This is a genomic window from Streptomyces sp. NPDC032198, assembly GCF_040636975.1.
Taxonomy (GTDB): domain Bacteria; phylum Actinomycetota; class Actinomycetes; order Streptomycetales; family Streptomycetaceae; genus Streptomyces.
Map to the genome: position 1 here is coordinate 152,432 of NZ_JBEZVL010000006.1, position 14,872 is coordinate 167,303.

The following is a 14,872-nucleotide window of genomic DNA, read 5'->3' on the forward strand; positions in this document are numbered from 1 at the left end:
AGTCAGGAAGGACGCAACCGTGAACCCCGCGAACCCCATGAACCCCGTCAAAGAGGAGTGGCAGCCCCCGCGGCTCGACGGATCCGTCGCCGTGGTCACCGGCGCGAGCCGGGGCGTGGGCCGCGGCATCGCCCTCGCCCTCGGCAGCGCCGGCGCGACGGTGTACGTCACCGGGCGGAGCACCCGTACCGAGGGCCGCACCGAAGGACTGCCCGGCACGGTCGACGACACCGCCGACGAGGTCACCGCCCGCGGCGGCACCGGCATCGCCGTGCGCTGCGACCACCGGTCGACCGAGGACAACGAGGCACTCACGGACCGCATCCGTTCCGAGCACGGCAAACTCGACCTCCTGGTGAACAACGCCTGGGCGGGTTACGAGCGTTCGAGCGACGTACGGTTCGACGCCCCGTTCTGGGACCAGCCGATGTGGCGCTACGAACTGTGCGAGGGCTCGCTGCGCGCCCAGTACGACATCACCCGGCTGCTCACTCCGCTGATGTTCGAGCGGGGCGAGGGCAGCACCGGGCTGATCGTCGGCATCGGCTTCACCGACGGCGACACCTACCTGGGCCAGGCGGCGTACGACGTCTTCAAGTCCGCCAACGACCGGCTCAGCAAGGCGTTCGCGGCCGACCTGCGCAAGAAGAAGATCGCCGCGCTCTCGCTGCACCCGGGGTTCGTCCGCACCGAGCGGGTCGAGGCGGCCTGGGAGGCACTCGGCGACGGCCCCGCCGCCGTCGTCCACACGCCCGAGTACGTGGGCCGCGCGATCAACGCGCTCGCCGCGGACCCCGACGTCCTGAGCCGCTCGGGCCAGGTGCTCTCCACCGGCGATCTGGCCGACGAGTACGGCTTCAGCGACGTCGACGGCAGGCGGCTGCCCGCCTTCCGTCTTGAGGGCCGGATGAGCCTGGCCACGCGCATGGACCGCCTCAACCGGGTCGTCGCCCGGGCCGCGGCCTCCTGACCTCCGGTCCACTGGAACACCCCCACACAGCTCGGCGAACAGGAGAAGGCATATGGGCAGGGGAACCGCCTCGTCCACCGCGGCAGCCGTACCCGGCGGCGCGGCAACCAAGGCGGCAGGGCTCGCGCTCGCGGTGACCTGCGGCGCACAGTTCATGGTCATCATCGACGACACGGTCGTCTCCATGGCGCTGCCGACCATCCGCACCACCCTCGACTTCGACCGGGCCTCGCTGGCCTGGGTCGTCGACGCCTACATGCTGCTGTTCGGCGGCTTCCTGGTGCTCGGCGGCCGCTGCGCCGACCTGTTCGGCAGGCGGCGGGTGTTCCTCACCGGCCTCGCGGTCTTCACGACCGCCTCGCTCGCCTGCGGTCTGGCCAACTCTCCCGAGATGCTGATCGTGGCGCGCGGCGCCCAGGGCTTCGGGGCCGCGCTGCTCAGTCCGGCCGCGCTGTCCATCCTGATTACCGTCTTCACCGAGGCGAAGGAGCGCCGCAAGGCCCTGGGCATCTGGGGCGGACTCACCGGGATCTCGGGAGTCTCCGGCGTACTGCTCGGCGGGGTCATCACCGATCTCGTCGACTGGCGCTGGGTGTTCTTCATCAACATCCCGGTCGGTGTGCTCCTGTTCGCCCTCGCCCTGAAGCCGGCGCTCGCCGACCGCGAGGACGGCGCTCCCCAGAAGCGGCCCGCGACGGACGGCATGGGAGCCGTCCTCATCACCGGCGGCCTGCTGCTGTTCGTCTACACCGTGATCAGCACCAATCACCGCCCCTGGGGCTCCGCCGCCACCGTGGCGGGCCTGGTCGGCTCCGGCCTGCTCCTGGTGGCCTTCGTCATCAGGGAACAGCGCGCTCCCGAGCCGCTGATCCGCCTCGGGATCTTCGCGAGCCGGCAGATCTCCGCGGCCAACATGATCATGCTGCTCGCCGCGTCGGGCCTGTACGGGATCTTCTTCTTCCTGACCCAGTACATGCAGAACCTCCTGGGCTGGTCCCCGCTGCGCGCCGGAGTGTCCTGGGCCCCCTTCGGCATCACCATGGCGGTCTTCTCCGGCATCGCGATCCAGCTGCTGCCCAAGCTGGGCAGCCGCGTCCTGTGCCTGATCGGCCTCGCCTCCGCCACCACCGGCCTCGGCCTGCTGCTCAACGCCCCGCTCAAGGCCTCGTACGCCTCCGACATCCTGCCCACCCTGCTGCTCTGCGCGGCCGGGTACGGCCTGGCGATGGTGCCCCTGGTGGTGGCCGCCGTCAGCGGCGTGCCGAAGGCGGACTCGGGCGCGGCCTCCGGGGTCCTCAACACCGGCCAGCAGATCGGCGGCGCCATCGGCCTCGCCGTCCTCGCCACCCTGGCGAGCACCCGCCTGGACGACGAGATCGCGTCCGGCGCGGCCATGCCCGACGCCCTCCTGACGAGCTTCCACACCGTGTTCCTCGTCGGGACCGTGCTCACCGGCTGCGCCGCGCTCCTCTCACTCGTCCTGCCCGCGCTCCGTACCGAATTCGACCCGGAGACCACCTCGGGCGTCTGAAGACCAACCACAGCAAGGGGAAGAGAAGAAATGGACGGCAAGGAACACCGCTGGTACATGCTCGCGGCCTCCCTGGTGCCCCTGTTCGCACTCGGCGCCGCCATGGTGCTGGCCTGGAACCACATATTCGGCTGGACCGACGTGCTGGTCACGGTCGTCATGTACGTCACCTCCGGCATCGGCATATCCACCGGCTACCACCGGATGCTGACCCACCGCTCGTTCGAGACGTACAAGCCGATCCGCGTCGCCCTCGCCACAGCCGGGGTGCTGGCGGGCCAGGGCCCGCCGATCATCTGGGCGGCCCACCACCGCAAGCACCACCGCGTCGCCGACAAGGAAGGCGACCCGCACAGCCCGCACCTGGGCTTCGAGCCCGGCTTCAAGGGCGCGATCGCCGGCATGTGGCACGCCCACCTGGGCTGGCTCTTCGACGAGGACCTCAGCTCGGACCCGATCCGCTACTGCCCCGACCTCGTCAGGGAGAAGCCGCTGCGCTGGCTCAGCGAGAACTTCGTGGCCGTCGTCGCCGCCGGTGTCGTCCTGCCCGGCCTGCTGGCCTTCGCCATCACGGGCGGCTCCGTCCAGGCGCTGTTCACGGGCATGCTCTGGGGCGGCCTGGTCCGCATCTTCCTGATCAACCACATGACCTACGCGGTCAACTCCGTCGGCCACGTCTTCGGCCGCCGCCGCTTCACCACCACCGACCAGTCGCGGAACGTCGCCTGGCTTGCCCTGCCCTCCTTCGGCGAGGCCTGGCACAACAACCACCACGCGTTCCCGCGCTCCGCACGGCACGGCATGAAGTGGTACGAGGTCGACCTCTCCGCGATCTTCATCTGGAGCCTGGAGACCACCCGCCTCGCCTGGAAGGTCATCCGGATCGACACCGAGCGGATGACGATGCGCGAGGCCGGGGTGAGCCGGGTCAGCGGCAGCAAGCTCAGCCAGGAGGAACTCCTGGTCAGCCAGCAGAAGATCGCCCCCATGGCGGACCGTTCACGCGGCGGGTCCGACCTTTCCCTCGTGGACGTGGAGTGACCATGGCAACCACCGGCACCGGACTCTGGGATCTCCTCCTGCGCGACGATTCCCACGGAGTCCTGCACCACTGGCAGGAGGACGACGGCTTCGGGCACATGCCGTGGAGCGAGGTCGTCGCCGACGCCCACGGCATGGCCGCGACCCTCCGGGCCGCCGGCGTGCGGCCCGGCAGCCGGGTCGCCACCGTCCTGACCAACTCGGCGCACACCCTGCGCGGACTCCTGGCGATCTGGCTGGCCGGCGGGGCCGTCGCCTCCTTCCCGCTGCCCGCCCGCGGCCAGAGCCCGCAGGAGTACGGGGCCCAGCTCACCGTGCTCACCGAACGCCTCGGCCCCACGGTGCTCCTCATCGACGAGGGCCTGGCGCCGCTCGTCCCCGCCGAGCTCGCGGCGCGGCTCCCGGTGCTCAACTGGACGTCCCTGTACAGCGACAAGGGCTTCGACCCGTCGCCGCCCGGCGCCGAGGAGACCGCCTTCATCCAGTACTCGTCGGGCAGCACCAGCCTGCCCAAGGGCTGCGAGCTCAGCACCAGGGCCATCGGCACACATCTGCACATGCTGCACGAGATGACCGGCGGGCGCCCCGGCGCCGAGACGATCGCCTCCTGGCTGCCGCTCTCGCACGACATGGGCATCTTCGGCACGATGCTCCACGCCTGGGCGTTCGACTACGACTTCGTCCTGTCGTCGCCCGAGCGGTTCGGCATGGCACCGCGCACCTGGTTCCGCGACATGTCCGAGTACGGCGCGACCATGACCGCGGGCACCAACACGGCCCTGCACCTGGCCGCCCGCGCACAGGGCCGCAACCAGCTGCCCAGACAACTGGCCCTGAACGTCTGCGTGGTGGGCGCCGAACGGGTCGACTGGGAGACCCTGGAGGCCACCGTCGCCGCGTTCGGCCCCTCGGGCCTGAAGGCCACGGCGTTCATGCCCGCGTACGGAATGGCCGAGGCGACCCTCGCGGTCTCCTGCACCCCGCTGGGCGCGGTCCCCGTCACCCGCAGCTTCGACGGGCCCGCGCTGCTCGACGGCCGGATCATCGAGGTCCCCGAGGACGCGCCGGGCGCCACCCGGCTCGTCTCCAACGGGCCGCCGCTGCCCGGCGTCACGGTGACCACCAAGGACCCGGAGCGTGTCTCCGAGCTCCGCGTCGACTCGCCGAGCCTGGCCTCCGGCTACCTCGACGACGCCGAGCGCACCGCGGAGCGCTTCCACGACGGCGTCCTGCACACCGGTGACCTGGGCTTCGTCCACGAGGGCGAGGTGTACTTCGTCGGCCGGGCCGACGACCTGATCTCGGTGGGCGGACGCAACGTCTACACCAGTGAGATCGAATCGGCGGTCGAGGCGATGGGGCCGGTCCGCAAGGGCTGCTCGGCACTCGTCGACATGGCCGGCGGCGGCGTCTCCAAGCTGGTCCTGCTCCTCGAACCCACGCGCAAGAGCGCCGACTTCGCGCTCATCGCCGACCAGGCCGCCGCCGTGGCCAGGGAGAAGTCGGGCATCGCGCTCTCCGAGTGCGTCTTCGTGGAGCGCGGACATCTGCCCAGGACGCCCAGCGGCAAGATCCAGCGGTTCCGCTGCCGGGCCCTGCTCGGCGGCGACGCCGGCCAGCTGCAGACGATAGCCCGCGTCCAACTGGGCTGACCCCCAAGGCCGTTCGGGCGGCCTGCCCGGCGACACCGTACGAGAAGGGATCCACCATGCCCCAGGTCCAGGCTCCACCGCCGGGCTTCTTCGCCGACACCGAGATCGTCGGCAGGGAGGACCATCTGCGACTGCACCTCAACGAGAACCCGTACGGCCCGCCGCCCGGAACCGTCGACGCCGTGCGGGCGGAGGCGGCGAGCTACCTCAACCGCTATCCCGACAGCGAGTGCGCCGAACTCCGCGGGAGGCTCGCCGGTCACTTCGGGGTCACCTCCGACATGATCGCGGTCGGCAACGGCACCGACGAGCTGGTCCTCGTCACCTCGATGGCGTTCCTGCGCGAGCCCGGCGCCTCGGTCGTCACCACCGCCACCACCTTCCCCGGGTACGTGGTGTCCGCCGCGGCCGTCGGGGCGCGGGCGCACACCGTCCCGCTGCGGGACGCGTCGATCCCGGTCGACGGGGTCGTGGCCGCGATGGAGCAGGGGGCCGAACTCGCCTTCGTCTGCAACCCGCTCAACCCCACCGGAGCGGTGCTCGACCGGGCGGGCGTGACGCGGCTCATCGACGCGGCGGAGCGCAGCGGGACGGTGCTCGTCTTCGACGAGGCGTACATGGACTTCGCGGGCCAGGCCCACGAGTTCGCCCTCGACGAGGTGCGCAAGGGCCGCCGCATCCTGGTGACCCGCACCTTCTCCAAGGCATGGGGACTCGCCTCGGTCCGCGTGGGGCTCGTCATCGGCCCCCAGGACGTCATCGGAAGGATCAACGCCGTCGCGGGCGCCCTGCCCTTCAACGTCAACCGTCCCGCTCAGCGGGCCGTGCTGCGCGCCCTCGAACAGCCCGAGCACATCGAGCGGGTGCGCGCGGACAACGCCCAGGCCAGGGAGCTGCTCTACAAGTCCCTGGACAACCTGAACATCGAACACGCCCCGTCCGTCACCAACTTCGTGATGGTGAAGGTGCCGGGGGCGCCGGGGGAGGGGACGGCCCCGGGCGACAGCGTGGCGTTCGCGGCCCGGCTCGCCGCCGAGCACCGCATCTTCGTGCGCAACCTCGACGTGCTCGGGCTCCCCGGCTACCTGCGGATCTCCGTCGGGACCGTGGACGAGGTGGAGCGCCTCGCCACGGCGCTCACCGCCCTGCTCGAACATCACTGACCCACCGGCCCGCGATCGCCGTGAAGGAGCGAGGGAGCGCGTCATGAGCCACTACAAGTCGAACCTGCGGGACCTGGAGTTCAACCTCTTCGAGGTCCTCGGCTGCGAGCGTACGTACGGCAGGGGCGCCTTCGAGGCGACGGGCCGTGACACCGCGCGCGGCATCCTGGCCGAGGTGGAGCGGCTCGCCGTGCACGAACTGGCGACCCCCTTCGTCGAGGCCGACCGCACCCCGCCCCGCTACGACCCGGCGACCCGTTCGGTCACGCTGCCCGACTCCTTCAAGCAGGCGTACGGCACCTGGATGGAGTCCGGCTGGCACCTGCTCGACCTGCCCTCCTCCCTGGGCGGCGCCGACGTGCCGCCGTCGCTGCGCTGGGCCGTCGCCGAGCTCGCACTCGGCGCCAACCCGTCGCTCTACCTCTACCAAGGGCTCGCGGGCTTCGCGAAGATCCTCGACCGGCTCGGCACCCCGGAACAGCGCGGGCTCGCCCGCCTCATGGTCGACCGGCAGTGGGGCGCCACCATGGTGCTCACCGAGCCGGACGCGGGCAGCGACGTGGGGGCCTGCCGGACCAAGGCGGTCCAGCAGCCGGACGGCAGCTGGCACATCGAGGGCGTCAAGCGGTTCATCACCTCCGGCGAACACGACCTGGCCGAGAACATCGTCCACTTCGTGCTCGCCAGGCCCGAGGGCCACAAGCCGGGAACGAAGGGCCTCTCCCTCTTCCTGGTGCCGAAGTTCCACGTCGCCGACGCCACGACCGGCCGGCTCGGCGAGCGCAACGGCGTGTTCGCCACCGCCCTCGAGGAGAAGATGGGCCTGAAGTCCTCGGCCACCTGCGAGCTCACGTTCGGCGCCGAACAGCCCGCCGTCGGCGTGCTCCTCGGCGACGTGCACGACGGCATACGGCAGATGTTCCAGGTCATCGAGCAGGCCCGGATGATCGTCGGCACCAAGTCGGCGGCCACCCTCTCCACCGGCCATCTGAACGCGGTCGCGTACGCCAAGGAGCGCCTGCAGGGCACGGACCTCGCGGCCTTCGGCGACAAGTCGGCGCCGAAGGTCCCCATCACCCGCCACCCCGAGGTCCGGCGCTCCCTGCTCCTGCAGAAGGGGTACGCCGAAGGGCTGCGCGCCCTGGTCCTGCACACCGCGACGGTGCAGGACCGGATCGCGGAGGCCGAGGCCGCGGGCGGCACGGATGAGGAGGCGAAGGCGCTCAACGACCTGCTGCTCCCCATCGTCAAGGGCTACAGCTCGGAGCGCGCCTGCGAGCAGCTGGGCCACGCGCTCCAGATCTTCGGCGGCGCCGGCTATCTCAAGGACTTCCCGCTGGAGCAGTACATCCGCGACACCAAGATCGACACGCTGTACGAGGGGACCACGGCGATCCAGGGCCTCGACTTCTTCTTCCGCAAGGTCGCGAAGGACCAGGGTGCCGCGCTCGGAGCGCTCCTGGCCGAGGTGGAGAAGACTGCCTCCGCCGTGACGGACGGCGAACTCGTGGAAGCACACGCTTATTTGGCCGACGCCGTGACACAACTGCGGGCCATCGTCGACGTCATGGGCGGACACCTGTTGCGGTCCTTCGAGGAATCCACGGCGATGTACCAGGTGGGGCGGAACACGACCAGGCTCCTGATGGCGGCGGGCGACGTGCTCGTCGGCTGGCTCCTGCTCCGCCAGGCGGCGGTGGCCGAGTCGAGGCTGGCGGAGCGGCGGAATGGCCTGAACGCCCCCGATGCGGCCTTCTACCGAGGCAAGATCGCAACAGCCAGGTTCTTCGCCCAGGAGGTGCTTCCGCTGCTGACCGCAGAGCGTTCCGTCGCGGAGCACACGGACACGGTGCTCATGACCGTGCCGGACGAGGCCTGGTGAACCCGGAGCACCCGGCGGGCGGACACCTGAACAGCCCGCCGTCGACCTGTAAGGAGCGTCATTCATGACCGAGTCCATCGCCCACCTGCCCTCGGGCCACCAGACGATGCTGCTGGCCCACCGTGCCATGGTGCGCGACCTCGACCGCGTAGCCCGCAGCGCCGAGCAGCTGGCCCGTACGCCCGATGCCGCACAGGCCGCCGCCCTCCTGGACTACGTGGACAAGCTGTTCCAGGTGATCGAGCACCACCACGAGGGCGAGGACGACTTCCTCTGGCCCCGGCTGCGCGAACTGGGCGCCGACCAGGAGGCGTTGGCGCTCATGACCGCCGAGCACGAAGAGCTGGCGAAGGTCCTGCACACCTGGCACGACACGAGCAGACGACTCGGCACGGACCCCGCGGTCGCGGCGGAGCTGGCCACACGCACAAAGGAGGTGCGCGAACAGCTCGCCGGACACGCGGGCGACGAGGAGCGCGAGCTCCTCGGCCGGCTCGCCCCGGCCCTCGGCAAGCAGATCTGGAAGGGCTTCGCGACCCACATGCGCAAGACGGCCCCCGGCTGGACGCTGCGCTTCATGCCGGCCTGGCTCCTCTCCGTGGCCGGACCGGGGGAGCAGGGCGGCGTCGCGGCGGCGCCGATCGGGCGGCTGTTCAGCGGCTGGCTCGAGAAGCGGCAGCGCGCCGCCTTCGGCGACAACTACTGAGATCCGCAGGCCCGCCACGCGCCCGTGAACACGCGACACCCTGAAGAGAGTTGACCGGCCAAGACCACCACCGTACGAGCTGAACCGCTGGTCGCACGGCGACCTCAACACCCCTCTGTGTCACGCGAGTCCGGGTGGCGGTTCAGTGCGTCCTGAATCACGGAGGGAACCCTCATGAGCCCGTCGGCATCGGCCGTCACTCCGCAGTACGGGAGGGCGGACACACCGGACCGCTCGGCCGCACCGCCCCTGGAACGGGGGCGGCAGTGGATAGAAGAGTTCATCATGCGGCCGCACGAGCGTATCAACCGGGAGGGCGCCGTCTGCCCGTTCGTCGAATCCTCGATGAAGGCGCAGAGCTTCCGCATCGAGGAGTGGCCGGTCGACCCGGACACCGACGCCGAAGGAATGGTCGACCTCGTACGCCGGATGGCCGAGGCCTTCGAGGCCATGCGATGGGAGGGCCGCAACCGCGTCCTGCACACCCTCGTCCTGGTCCTCACGGGACTCCCCGAGGGCAGCCACCGCCTGCTCGACGAGGCGCACACGCTCGCCAAGCCCGAACTGGTGGGCCGCGGCCTGATGCTGGCGCAGTTCCACCCGGACTGCGACGAACGCGCGGCGCGCAACCCGGAGTTCGAGGTGTCGCGCTCACCGGTGCCGATGCTGGCCATGCGCTGGATGGCCTTCCACGACGTCCTGTTCCTCGACTCGGACCCCGAGTGGTTCGCCGCCTACGAGGAGCGGTACGGAGGCAGGCACGAGCGGGGCTCGGTGGCGGACCCGATGTTCGCCGAGGCCTTCGCCGAGGCCCGGGACAAGTGGGGCACCTCATGACCCCGGCATCCAGCCCGGCATCCAGCCCGGCACTGAACACGTCACAGGGCGCCCGCTTCGCACGGATCATGGGCGTGGGGACGTACCGCCCGCGACGGATCGTCGACAACGAAGAGGCCTCCCGCCAGATCGACTCGTCGGACGAATGGATCCGCGCCCGCACGGGCATCCACACCCGGCGCTGGGCCGGCCCCGACGAGACCCTGGCGGTGATGGCCGAGGAGGCCGGGGCCAAGGCCATCGCGGCGGCGGGCATCACCCCGGCCGACATCACCTGCGTCATCGCCGCGACCTTCACCTACCTCAAGCAGACTCCGGCCGTCGCGACCCAGATCGCCCACCGCGTCGGCGCCCGGGGAGCGGCGGCCTTCGACGTGTCGGCGGGCTGCGCCGGGTTCGTGCACGGCGTGGTGCTCGCGGCGGACGCGGTCCGCAGCCGCGGCGGCCATGTCCTGGTCGTCGGCGTGGAGCGGATGACCGACCTGCTGAACCTCAAGGACCGCTCGACCGCCTTCATCTTCGGGGACGGAGCGGGTGCCGTGGTGATCGGCCCCTCCGAGACCCCCGCCATCGGCCCGGCGGTCTGGGGAGCGGACGGCTCCCAGGCGGACGCCATCGAGCAGACGGCCCCGTGGGACGTGCTCAGGGACGCGCCCGGCGAGGAGTTCCCGTGGATGCGGCAGGAAGGGCAGCGGGTCTTCCGCTGGGCCGTCTACGAGATGGCCGAGGTCGCCGCGCAGGCCCTGGAGGCCGCGGGCATCACCCCCGCCGACCTCGACGTCTTCATCCCGCACCAGGCCAACGTCCGCATCATCGACGCGATGGCGAAGCGCATCGGCCTGCCGGACGGCGTGCGGGTGGCCAAGGACATCGTGACCTCCGGCAACACCTCGGGCGCTTCCATTCCGCTCGCCATGGACGCGGTGCTCGCGTCGGGCGAGGCGAAGCCCGGAGACACGGCCCTGCTGCTCGGCTACGGCGCGGGTCTCTCGTACGCGTCGGTCGTGGCCACCCTGCCGTGAGGCGGGGCCGGGCCCTGCAAGGACCCGACCCCGCCGCCGTTCGCGCGTGACCGGTACTAGGCGTTGAGCAGACCCGTGACGGGCGCGGCCAGGTCGGTCAGCTGGTGCAGCTGCTGCAGCTCGTACAGGTTGTTGAGGCCGTTGAGCTGCTGGGTGACGGTCGGCACCTCGGCGCGGCGGTCCTCGGGGATCGAGGACGAGGCCAGCGAGTCGAGCGTGGCGGTGGGGGAGATGGGGGCGGCGCTCGCGGCGGGCGCGGCCAGGGCGGTGGCGCCGGCGGCGAGAGCCAGGGCGGCGGCCATGCGTCGTGTTGAGATCATGTGATGCGCAACGGCTCGGAACAGCGCTGGACACGGGCGCCCGGCCGTTTTCACCAATGATGTACCGATCAGTGCCGTTACCTGTGGTCGATGACGCCGTTGAAGGGACAGTACGGCCGCGTACATGCGGCGGTACTCGTCAATTCAAAGGAGAACGTGATGTCTCGCATCGCGAAGGCAGCCGCTGTCGCCCTCGGCACGGGCGCCGTGGTGCTCAGTGGCACCGGCATGGCCATGGCGGACGCGGGCGCCGAGGGTGCGGCCGTGGGCTCGCCCGGCGTCCTTTCGGGCAACCTCGTCCAGGTCCCGGTCCACGTCCCGGTCAACGTGTGCGGCAACACTGTGGACGTCATCGGGCTGCTGAACCCGGCGTTCGGCAACACGTGCGTCAACGCCGACGGCGGCCACGGCCACGGCCACGGCGGCTACGGCGGCTGACCCCGTGTGTGAGCCCCCGGCGGTCCTTGACCGCCGGGGGCTTTTTCATGCGTAGCGGTAGATGCCCCGATGGCCGATCAGGTCGTCCGGCTTCACGTCCCACGGCGGCATCCCCTCGTGGCGGGCGCAGATGCGGCCGTGCAGCGGACCGTGCCCGGCCCGCGGGGGCTTCTCGGGCAGGTAGGGCGCGGAGCGGGGATGGCGTGCCTGCCAGCGGTCCCACAGCAGGTCCACGAAGGCGTGGTTCAGCCAGAAGACGGGGTCGTTGACCGACGCGCCGCCGAGCATGTGCCCGCCGACCCAGCGGTGCACGAGGTTGTGGTTGCGCCACTTGTTGTTGCCGGTGCCGGACGTCCACCCCTCGAGCTTGTTGCGGAACCCGCCGGACGAGGTGGAGTCCCAGGGTTCCGTGTCGTACACGGGGTCGCGCATGGCCCAGGCCAGCGTCGCCTCGGTCGGCAGTTCGATCGGGTTCTGCGGCCGGCCGAAGTCGCGCATGAGGAAATCGCCGTCCGTCTCCCCTTCCCTGATGATCCAGATCCCGTTCTTGCGGGCGAAGGGTCCCGTCATGACCTGCCGGTCGGAGCGCCGCCCGTTGCCGCCCATGAGCCCACTGCCCCAGAGCGAGGCGCCCGCCGTCCTGTCCGCCGTCCAGTCCCAGTACGGGACGGACACCGCGGGGTCCACCCGCCGCAGGGACCGCTCGAAGTCCAGGAGGAACCTGCGGTGCCAGGGCAGGAACGAGGGCGTCATATGGGCCACCCGCAGTCCGTTGTCCCCGTCGGACACGTAGTGCTCGATGTGGACCCGCACGAATTCGTCGTACTCGCCGCTGCGTTTGAGCTCGAGCACCGCGTTGACGAAGCGCCGCTTCTCGGCGCTGGTGAGCCGGGCCTGGTTCTTGCGCGTGTAGACCACGTCGGTTCGCTCCTGCCGTCCGGGTGTGCGGTGCGGCGCAGTGCTCAGGCGTTCCTGCCGCGCAGCTGCTGGCCGCGACCGAGTTCGTCGACTGCTCCGCGGGTGGCGATGAGGGGCGTCGGATACGACTGGTAGTGGTCGATCATGCTCAGATAGCCGCCGTCCGCGCGCCGCATGAGGTGGAGCGGACGCCCGTCGACGGTGATGTCCCAGCCGGCGCCCGTGTGTTGATGTCCCCCGGCGGCTCTCGCCCCGCGGATGTGGCGGCCCGCGTACATCTCGTCGAACGAGCCGTCACCGATGGCGTCGGACAGCGGCTCCTTGGCCGGCTGCCGGGTCCACCACTGAAGGGCGGTCTGCGCCGACACGGCGGCCACGGCCACCGCGATGAGGTTGCGCAGCGTGGCCCGGCGCGTGAAACGTTCCCCGCCCGGCACGCTGCCCGCTGCTCCGTCGTTCACTGGCGATGTCTCCCTGTGCGTGCTGCCTTACGGGGGTGTCAGCTGGTCCAGAAGTCCCACCAGCGCGTGAGGATCAGCATGCCGATGATGCCGATGTGCAGTACCGGGAACACCCAGGTGAACTCGGAGAGGAACGTACGCAGTCCGGAGGGCGCGGGCAGCAGGGCGTGGCGGACGTTGAACGAGGTCACGTACCAGAACATGGTGATCGTGGCGACCCAGGCGAGGCAGCACCACAGGCACAGCGAGTTGATCTCGTAGAGCGACTGGTACTGGAGCCAGGTGCAGAAGCCGACCCCGAAGAGCGTGCCCGCGTTCAGCGTCAGGTAGTACCAGCGCGGGAAGCGCGCCCCGCCCAGCAGGCTCATGCCGACGCACATCACGACGGCGTACGCGGCGATGCCCAGCATGGGGTTCGGGAACCCGAAGACCGCCGCCTGCTCGCTCTTCATGATGTTGCCGCAGGAGACCACCGGGTTGAGGCTGCAGGCCGGCGAGAAGTTCGGGTCCTCCAGGAGCTTGAACTTGTCCAGCGTGATGACCCAGGCCGCGAGCAGCCCCGCGGCACCCGTGATCACCAGGAGCAGCGCGAACGCACGGCTCCCGCCGGTGCCACCGGACGGCGGGCCCACGTGTCCTAAGGGCGCTTCGGGCTTACGGGCCTCGGGGAGAGAGGTCGTGGTGTGCATCGATGCGGTCCTCACTGGGTTCACCGGCGGCGGGCCCGGCACCCTTTTGCAGTAGTTGTGCATCTCTCGGCAGGACAGGGTCCGTGGGGCTGATTAGCGTCGGTCGCGTCCCCAACGGATCGAGGAGATCCCCCATGAAGATCACGCTTCGTCGTGCGGCCGCGACCGCCATGCTCACCTTCGCAGTGGCGATCCCGCTCTCAACCTCCGCTTCCGCGGCGGCAGTTCCGACGCAGAAGACGGTCTCGCACCCGTGCGACCACGGCGGCTGCTGGGGCGACCACCACCACGACCACGACCACCACCTGCTGGACGCGGACCTGGGCCTCGGCCTGCTCTGACGTGGAGCGCTGAGCCACTGCGTCACGGGTACTGGGGTCCGCCGGTTCGTCCCGACCGGCGGGCCCCAGCCGTGTCGCGGGTCCCGGCGCCGCCCCTCGCTCCTAGCCGCGCAGCCTCTTCGCGGTGAGCAGGCAGTGCGCGGCCCGGGTCATCGTCTCCTCGGAGCCCGCGAATGCCGCGAGTGCCTCGTCGGCGAGGGGCACGCCCGGCTTGGCCTCGGGCCAGGGGCGCGTGGTGAACATGAAGTAGGCGTGACCTCGCTCGCCCACGGCGGCGAGCCACTCCGGCGGTACCACGCACTGGGCGTTGAGGTACGGCATGTTCAGTACGGCCTGGCCCGCCTCGACGAGGAGGCTGACGGGCAGGCTCGGGTTGCGGGAGCTCTCCACGACGGGGCCGCCGATGGGGAGTCCGGTGTCCTGCAGCAGGAGCTCGATGGCTTCGGTCGCGCCCTCGGGGCCGCCTTCGCCGTCACCGAGCGAGTAGGCGAGCAGGAAGGGCATGTCCTGTTCGTCCTCGGGGTGTTCACCGCTCCAGGCGACCACGGTGAGGGTGCCCAGATCGGCGGCGCGGAAAGTGCGGGTTTCGCTCGATGTCGAGGTCATCCCGGAACCGTATCGACGAGTGCTGATGTCCCGGACCCGCTTGTCACTTGACTGGGTGAGTGTGGGCGAGCGATCACACGATCGGGGCACGCGCCGGTCGAACTCCGGCGCTCTCCAGTCGAACTGAGGCCCAGGGAAAGCAGGATGGGCCGGGGAAAGCCCGAGGGCCGGTTCCGCAGAATGCGTCTGCGGAACCGGCCCTCACTGCCGCGTGCCGTCCGCTCGTGGCAGCTACTTCCCGGGGGCAGCGGCTGTCGCCCCTGGGGGCGTCGCGCCGGATGAAGGAGCAGGAAAA

Annotated in this window: 16 protein-coding genes; 11 read left to right on the top strand and 5 right to left on the bottom strand. The window is 70.6% G+C overall.

Going from position 1 to position 14,872, the window contains the following annotated elements:
• Positions 1-19: 19 nt before the first annotated feature.
• From AB0E78_RS17420 to AB0E78_RS17460, 9 genes are all read left to right on the top strand, one after another.
• Positions 20-970: an SDR family NAD(P)-dependent oxidoreductase gene (locus AB0E78_RS17420; RefSeq protein WP_361833081.1), complete on the top strand. Its 951-nt coding sequence runs from the start codon at positions 20-22 to the stop codon at positions 968-970.
• A gap of 52 nt (positions 971-1,022) precedes the next feature.
• Positions 1,023-2,501: an MFS transporter gene (locus AB0E78_RS17425; protein ID WP_361833083.1), complete on the top strand. Its 1,479-nt coding sequence runs from the start codon at positions 1,023-1,025 to the stop codon at positions 2,499-2,501.
• A 30-nt stretch (positions 2,502-2,531) separates the two neighbouring features.
• A complete protein-coding gene (locus AB0E78_RS17430; protein WP_361833085.1) occupies positions 2,532-3,542 on the top strand; it encodes an acyl-CoA desaturase in 1,011 nt (336 codons plus the stop codon).
• A 2-nt stretch (positions 3,543-3,544) separates the two neighbouring features.
• Positions 3,545-5,194 carry an AMP-binding protein gene (locus AB0E78_RS17435; protein WP_361833086.1) on the top strand — a complete coding sequence of 550 codons (1,650 nt, stop codon included), beginning with the start codon at positions 3,545-3,547 and terminating at the stop codon, positions 5,192-5,194.
• A 56-nt stretch (positions 5,195-5,250) separates the two neighbouring features.
• Entirely contained in the window at positions 5,251-6,357 is a 1,107-nt protein-coding gene (locus AB0E78_RS17440; protein ID WP_361833088.1) for a histidinol-phosphate transaminase, read from the top strand.
• 43 nt (positions 6,358-6,400) lie between these two features.
• Positions 6,401-8,239: an acyl-CoA dehydrogenase gene (locus tag AB0E78_RS17445; RefSeq protein WP_361833090.1), complete on the top strand. Its 1,839-nt coding sequence runs from the start codon at positions 6,401-6,403 to the stop codon at positions 8,237-8,239.
• Positions 8,240-8,303: 64 nt separating this feature from the next.
• Positions 8,304-8,945, top strand: a complete 642-nt coding sequence (locus AB0E78_RS17450; RefSeq protein ID WP_361833092.1) for a hemerythrin domain-containing protein — start codon at positions 8,304-8,306, stop codon at positions 8,943-8,945.
• A gap of 174 nt (positions 8,946-9,119) precedes the next feature.
• Positions 9,120-9,782: a DUF6875 domain-containing protein gene (locus AB0E78_RS17455; RefSeq protein ID WP_361833094.1), complete on the top strand. Its 663-nt coding sequence runs from the start codon at positions 9,120-9,122 to the stop codon at positions 9,780-9,782.
• The gene (locus AB0E78_RS17460) at positions 9,779-10,804 is read left to right on the top strand and encodes a beta-ketoacyl-ACP synthase III (RefSeq protein WP_361833096.1); all 1,026 of its coding nucleotides are present in this window, start codon (positions 9,779-9,781) and stop codon (positions 10,802-10,804) included. The genes AB0E78_RS17455 and AB0E78_RS17460 overlap by 4 nt, the downstream gene beginning before the upstream one ends.
• 56 nt (positions 10,805-10,860) lie before the next feature.
• Here the strand turns inward: AB0E78_RS17460 and AB0E78_RS17465 are convergent, their stop codons facing one another.
• Positions 10,861-11,124, bottom strand: coding sequence for a hypothetical protein (locus AB0E78_RS17465; RefSeq protein ID WP_361833097.1), 264 nt, complete (start codon positions 11,122-11,124; stop codon positions 10,861-10,863).
• A gap of 159 nt (positions 11,125-11,283) precedes the next feature.
• Here AB0E78_RS17465 and AB0E78_RS17470 point away from each other — a divergent pair, with 159 nt between their 5' ends.
• Positions 11,284-11,562 (top strand): chaplin, encoded by a 279-nt coding sequence (locus tag AB0E78_RS17470; RefSeq protein WP_361833099.1) that lies wholly within the window; start codon positions 11,284-11,286, stop codon positions 11,560-11,562.
• 45 nt (positions 11,563-11,607) lie between these two features.
• Here the strand turns inward: AB0E78_RS17470 and AB0E78_RS17475 are convergent, their stop codons facing one another.
• Genes AB0E78_RS17475 through AB0E78_RS17485 form a run of 3 tightly spaced genes read right to left on the bottom strand, consistent with a single transcriptional unit; the run spans position 11,608 to position 13,630 of the window.
• On the bottom strand, positions 11,608-12,480 hold the full coding sequence (locus tag AB0E78_RS17475; RefSeq protein WP_361833101.1) for a tyrosinase family protein: 873 nt from the start codon (positions 12,478-12,480) through the stop codon (positions 11,608-11,610).
• A 44-nt stretch (positions 12,481-12,524) separates the two neighbouring features.
• Entirely contained in the window at positions 12,525-12,941 is a 417-nt protein-coding gene (locus AB0E78_RS17480) for a tyrosinase cofactor (RefSeq protein ID WP_361833102.1), read from the bottom strand.
• 38 nt (positions 12,942-12,979) lie between these two features.
• Positions 12,980-13,630, bottom strand: a complete 651-nt coding sequence (locus AB0E78_RS17485; RefSeq protein WP_361833104.1) for a vitamin K epoxide reductase family protein — start codon at positions 13,628-13,630, stop codon at positions 12,980-12,982.
• Between the two features lie 134 nt (positions 13,631-13,764).
• Here AB0E78_RS17485 and AB0E78_RS17490 point away from each other — a divergent pair, with 134 nt between their 5' ends.
• Positions 13,765-13,971, top strand: coding sequence for a hypothetical protein (locus AB0E78_RS17490; RefSeq protein ID WP_361833106.1), 207 nt, complete (start codon positions 13,765-13,767; stop codon positions 13,969-13,971).
• 102 nt (positions 13,972-14,073) lie between these two features.
• Here the strand turns inward: AB0E78_RS17490 and AB0E78_RS17495 are convergent, their stop codons facing one another.
• A complete protein-coding gene (locus AB0E78_RS17495; RefSeq protein WP_361833108.1) occupies positions 14,074-14,577 on the bottom strand; it encodes a DUF5949 family protein in 504 nt (167 codons plus the stop codon).
• Positions 14,578-14,872 lie beyond the last annotated feature (295 nt).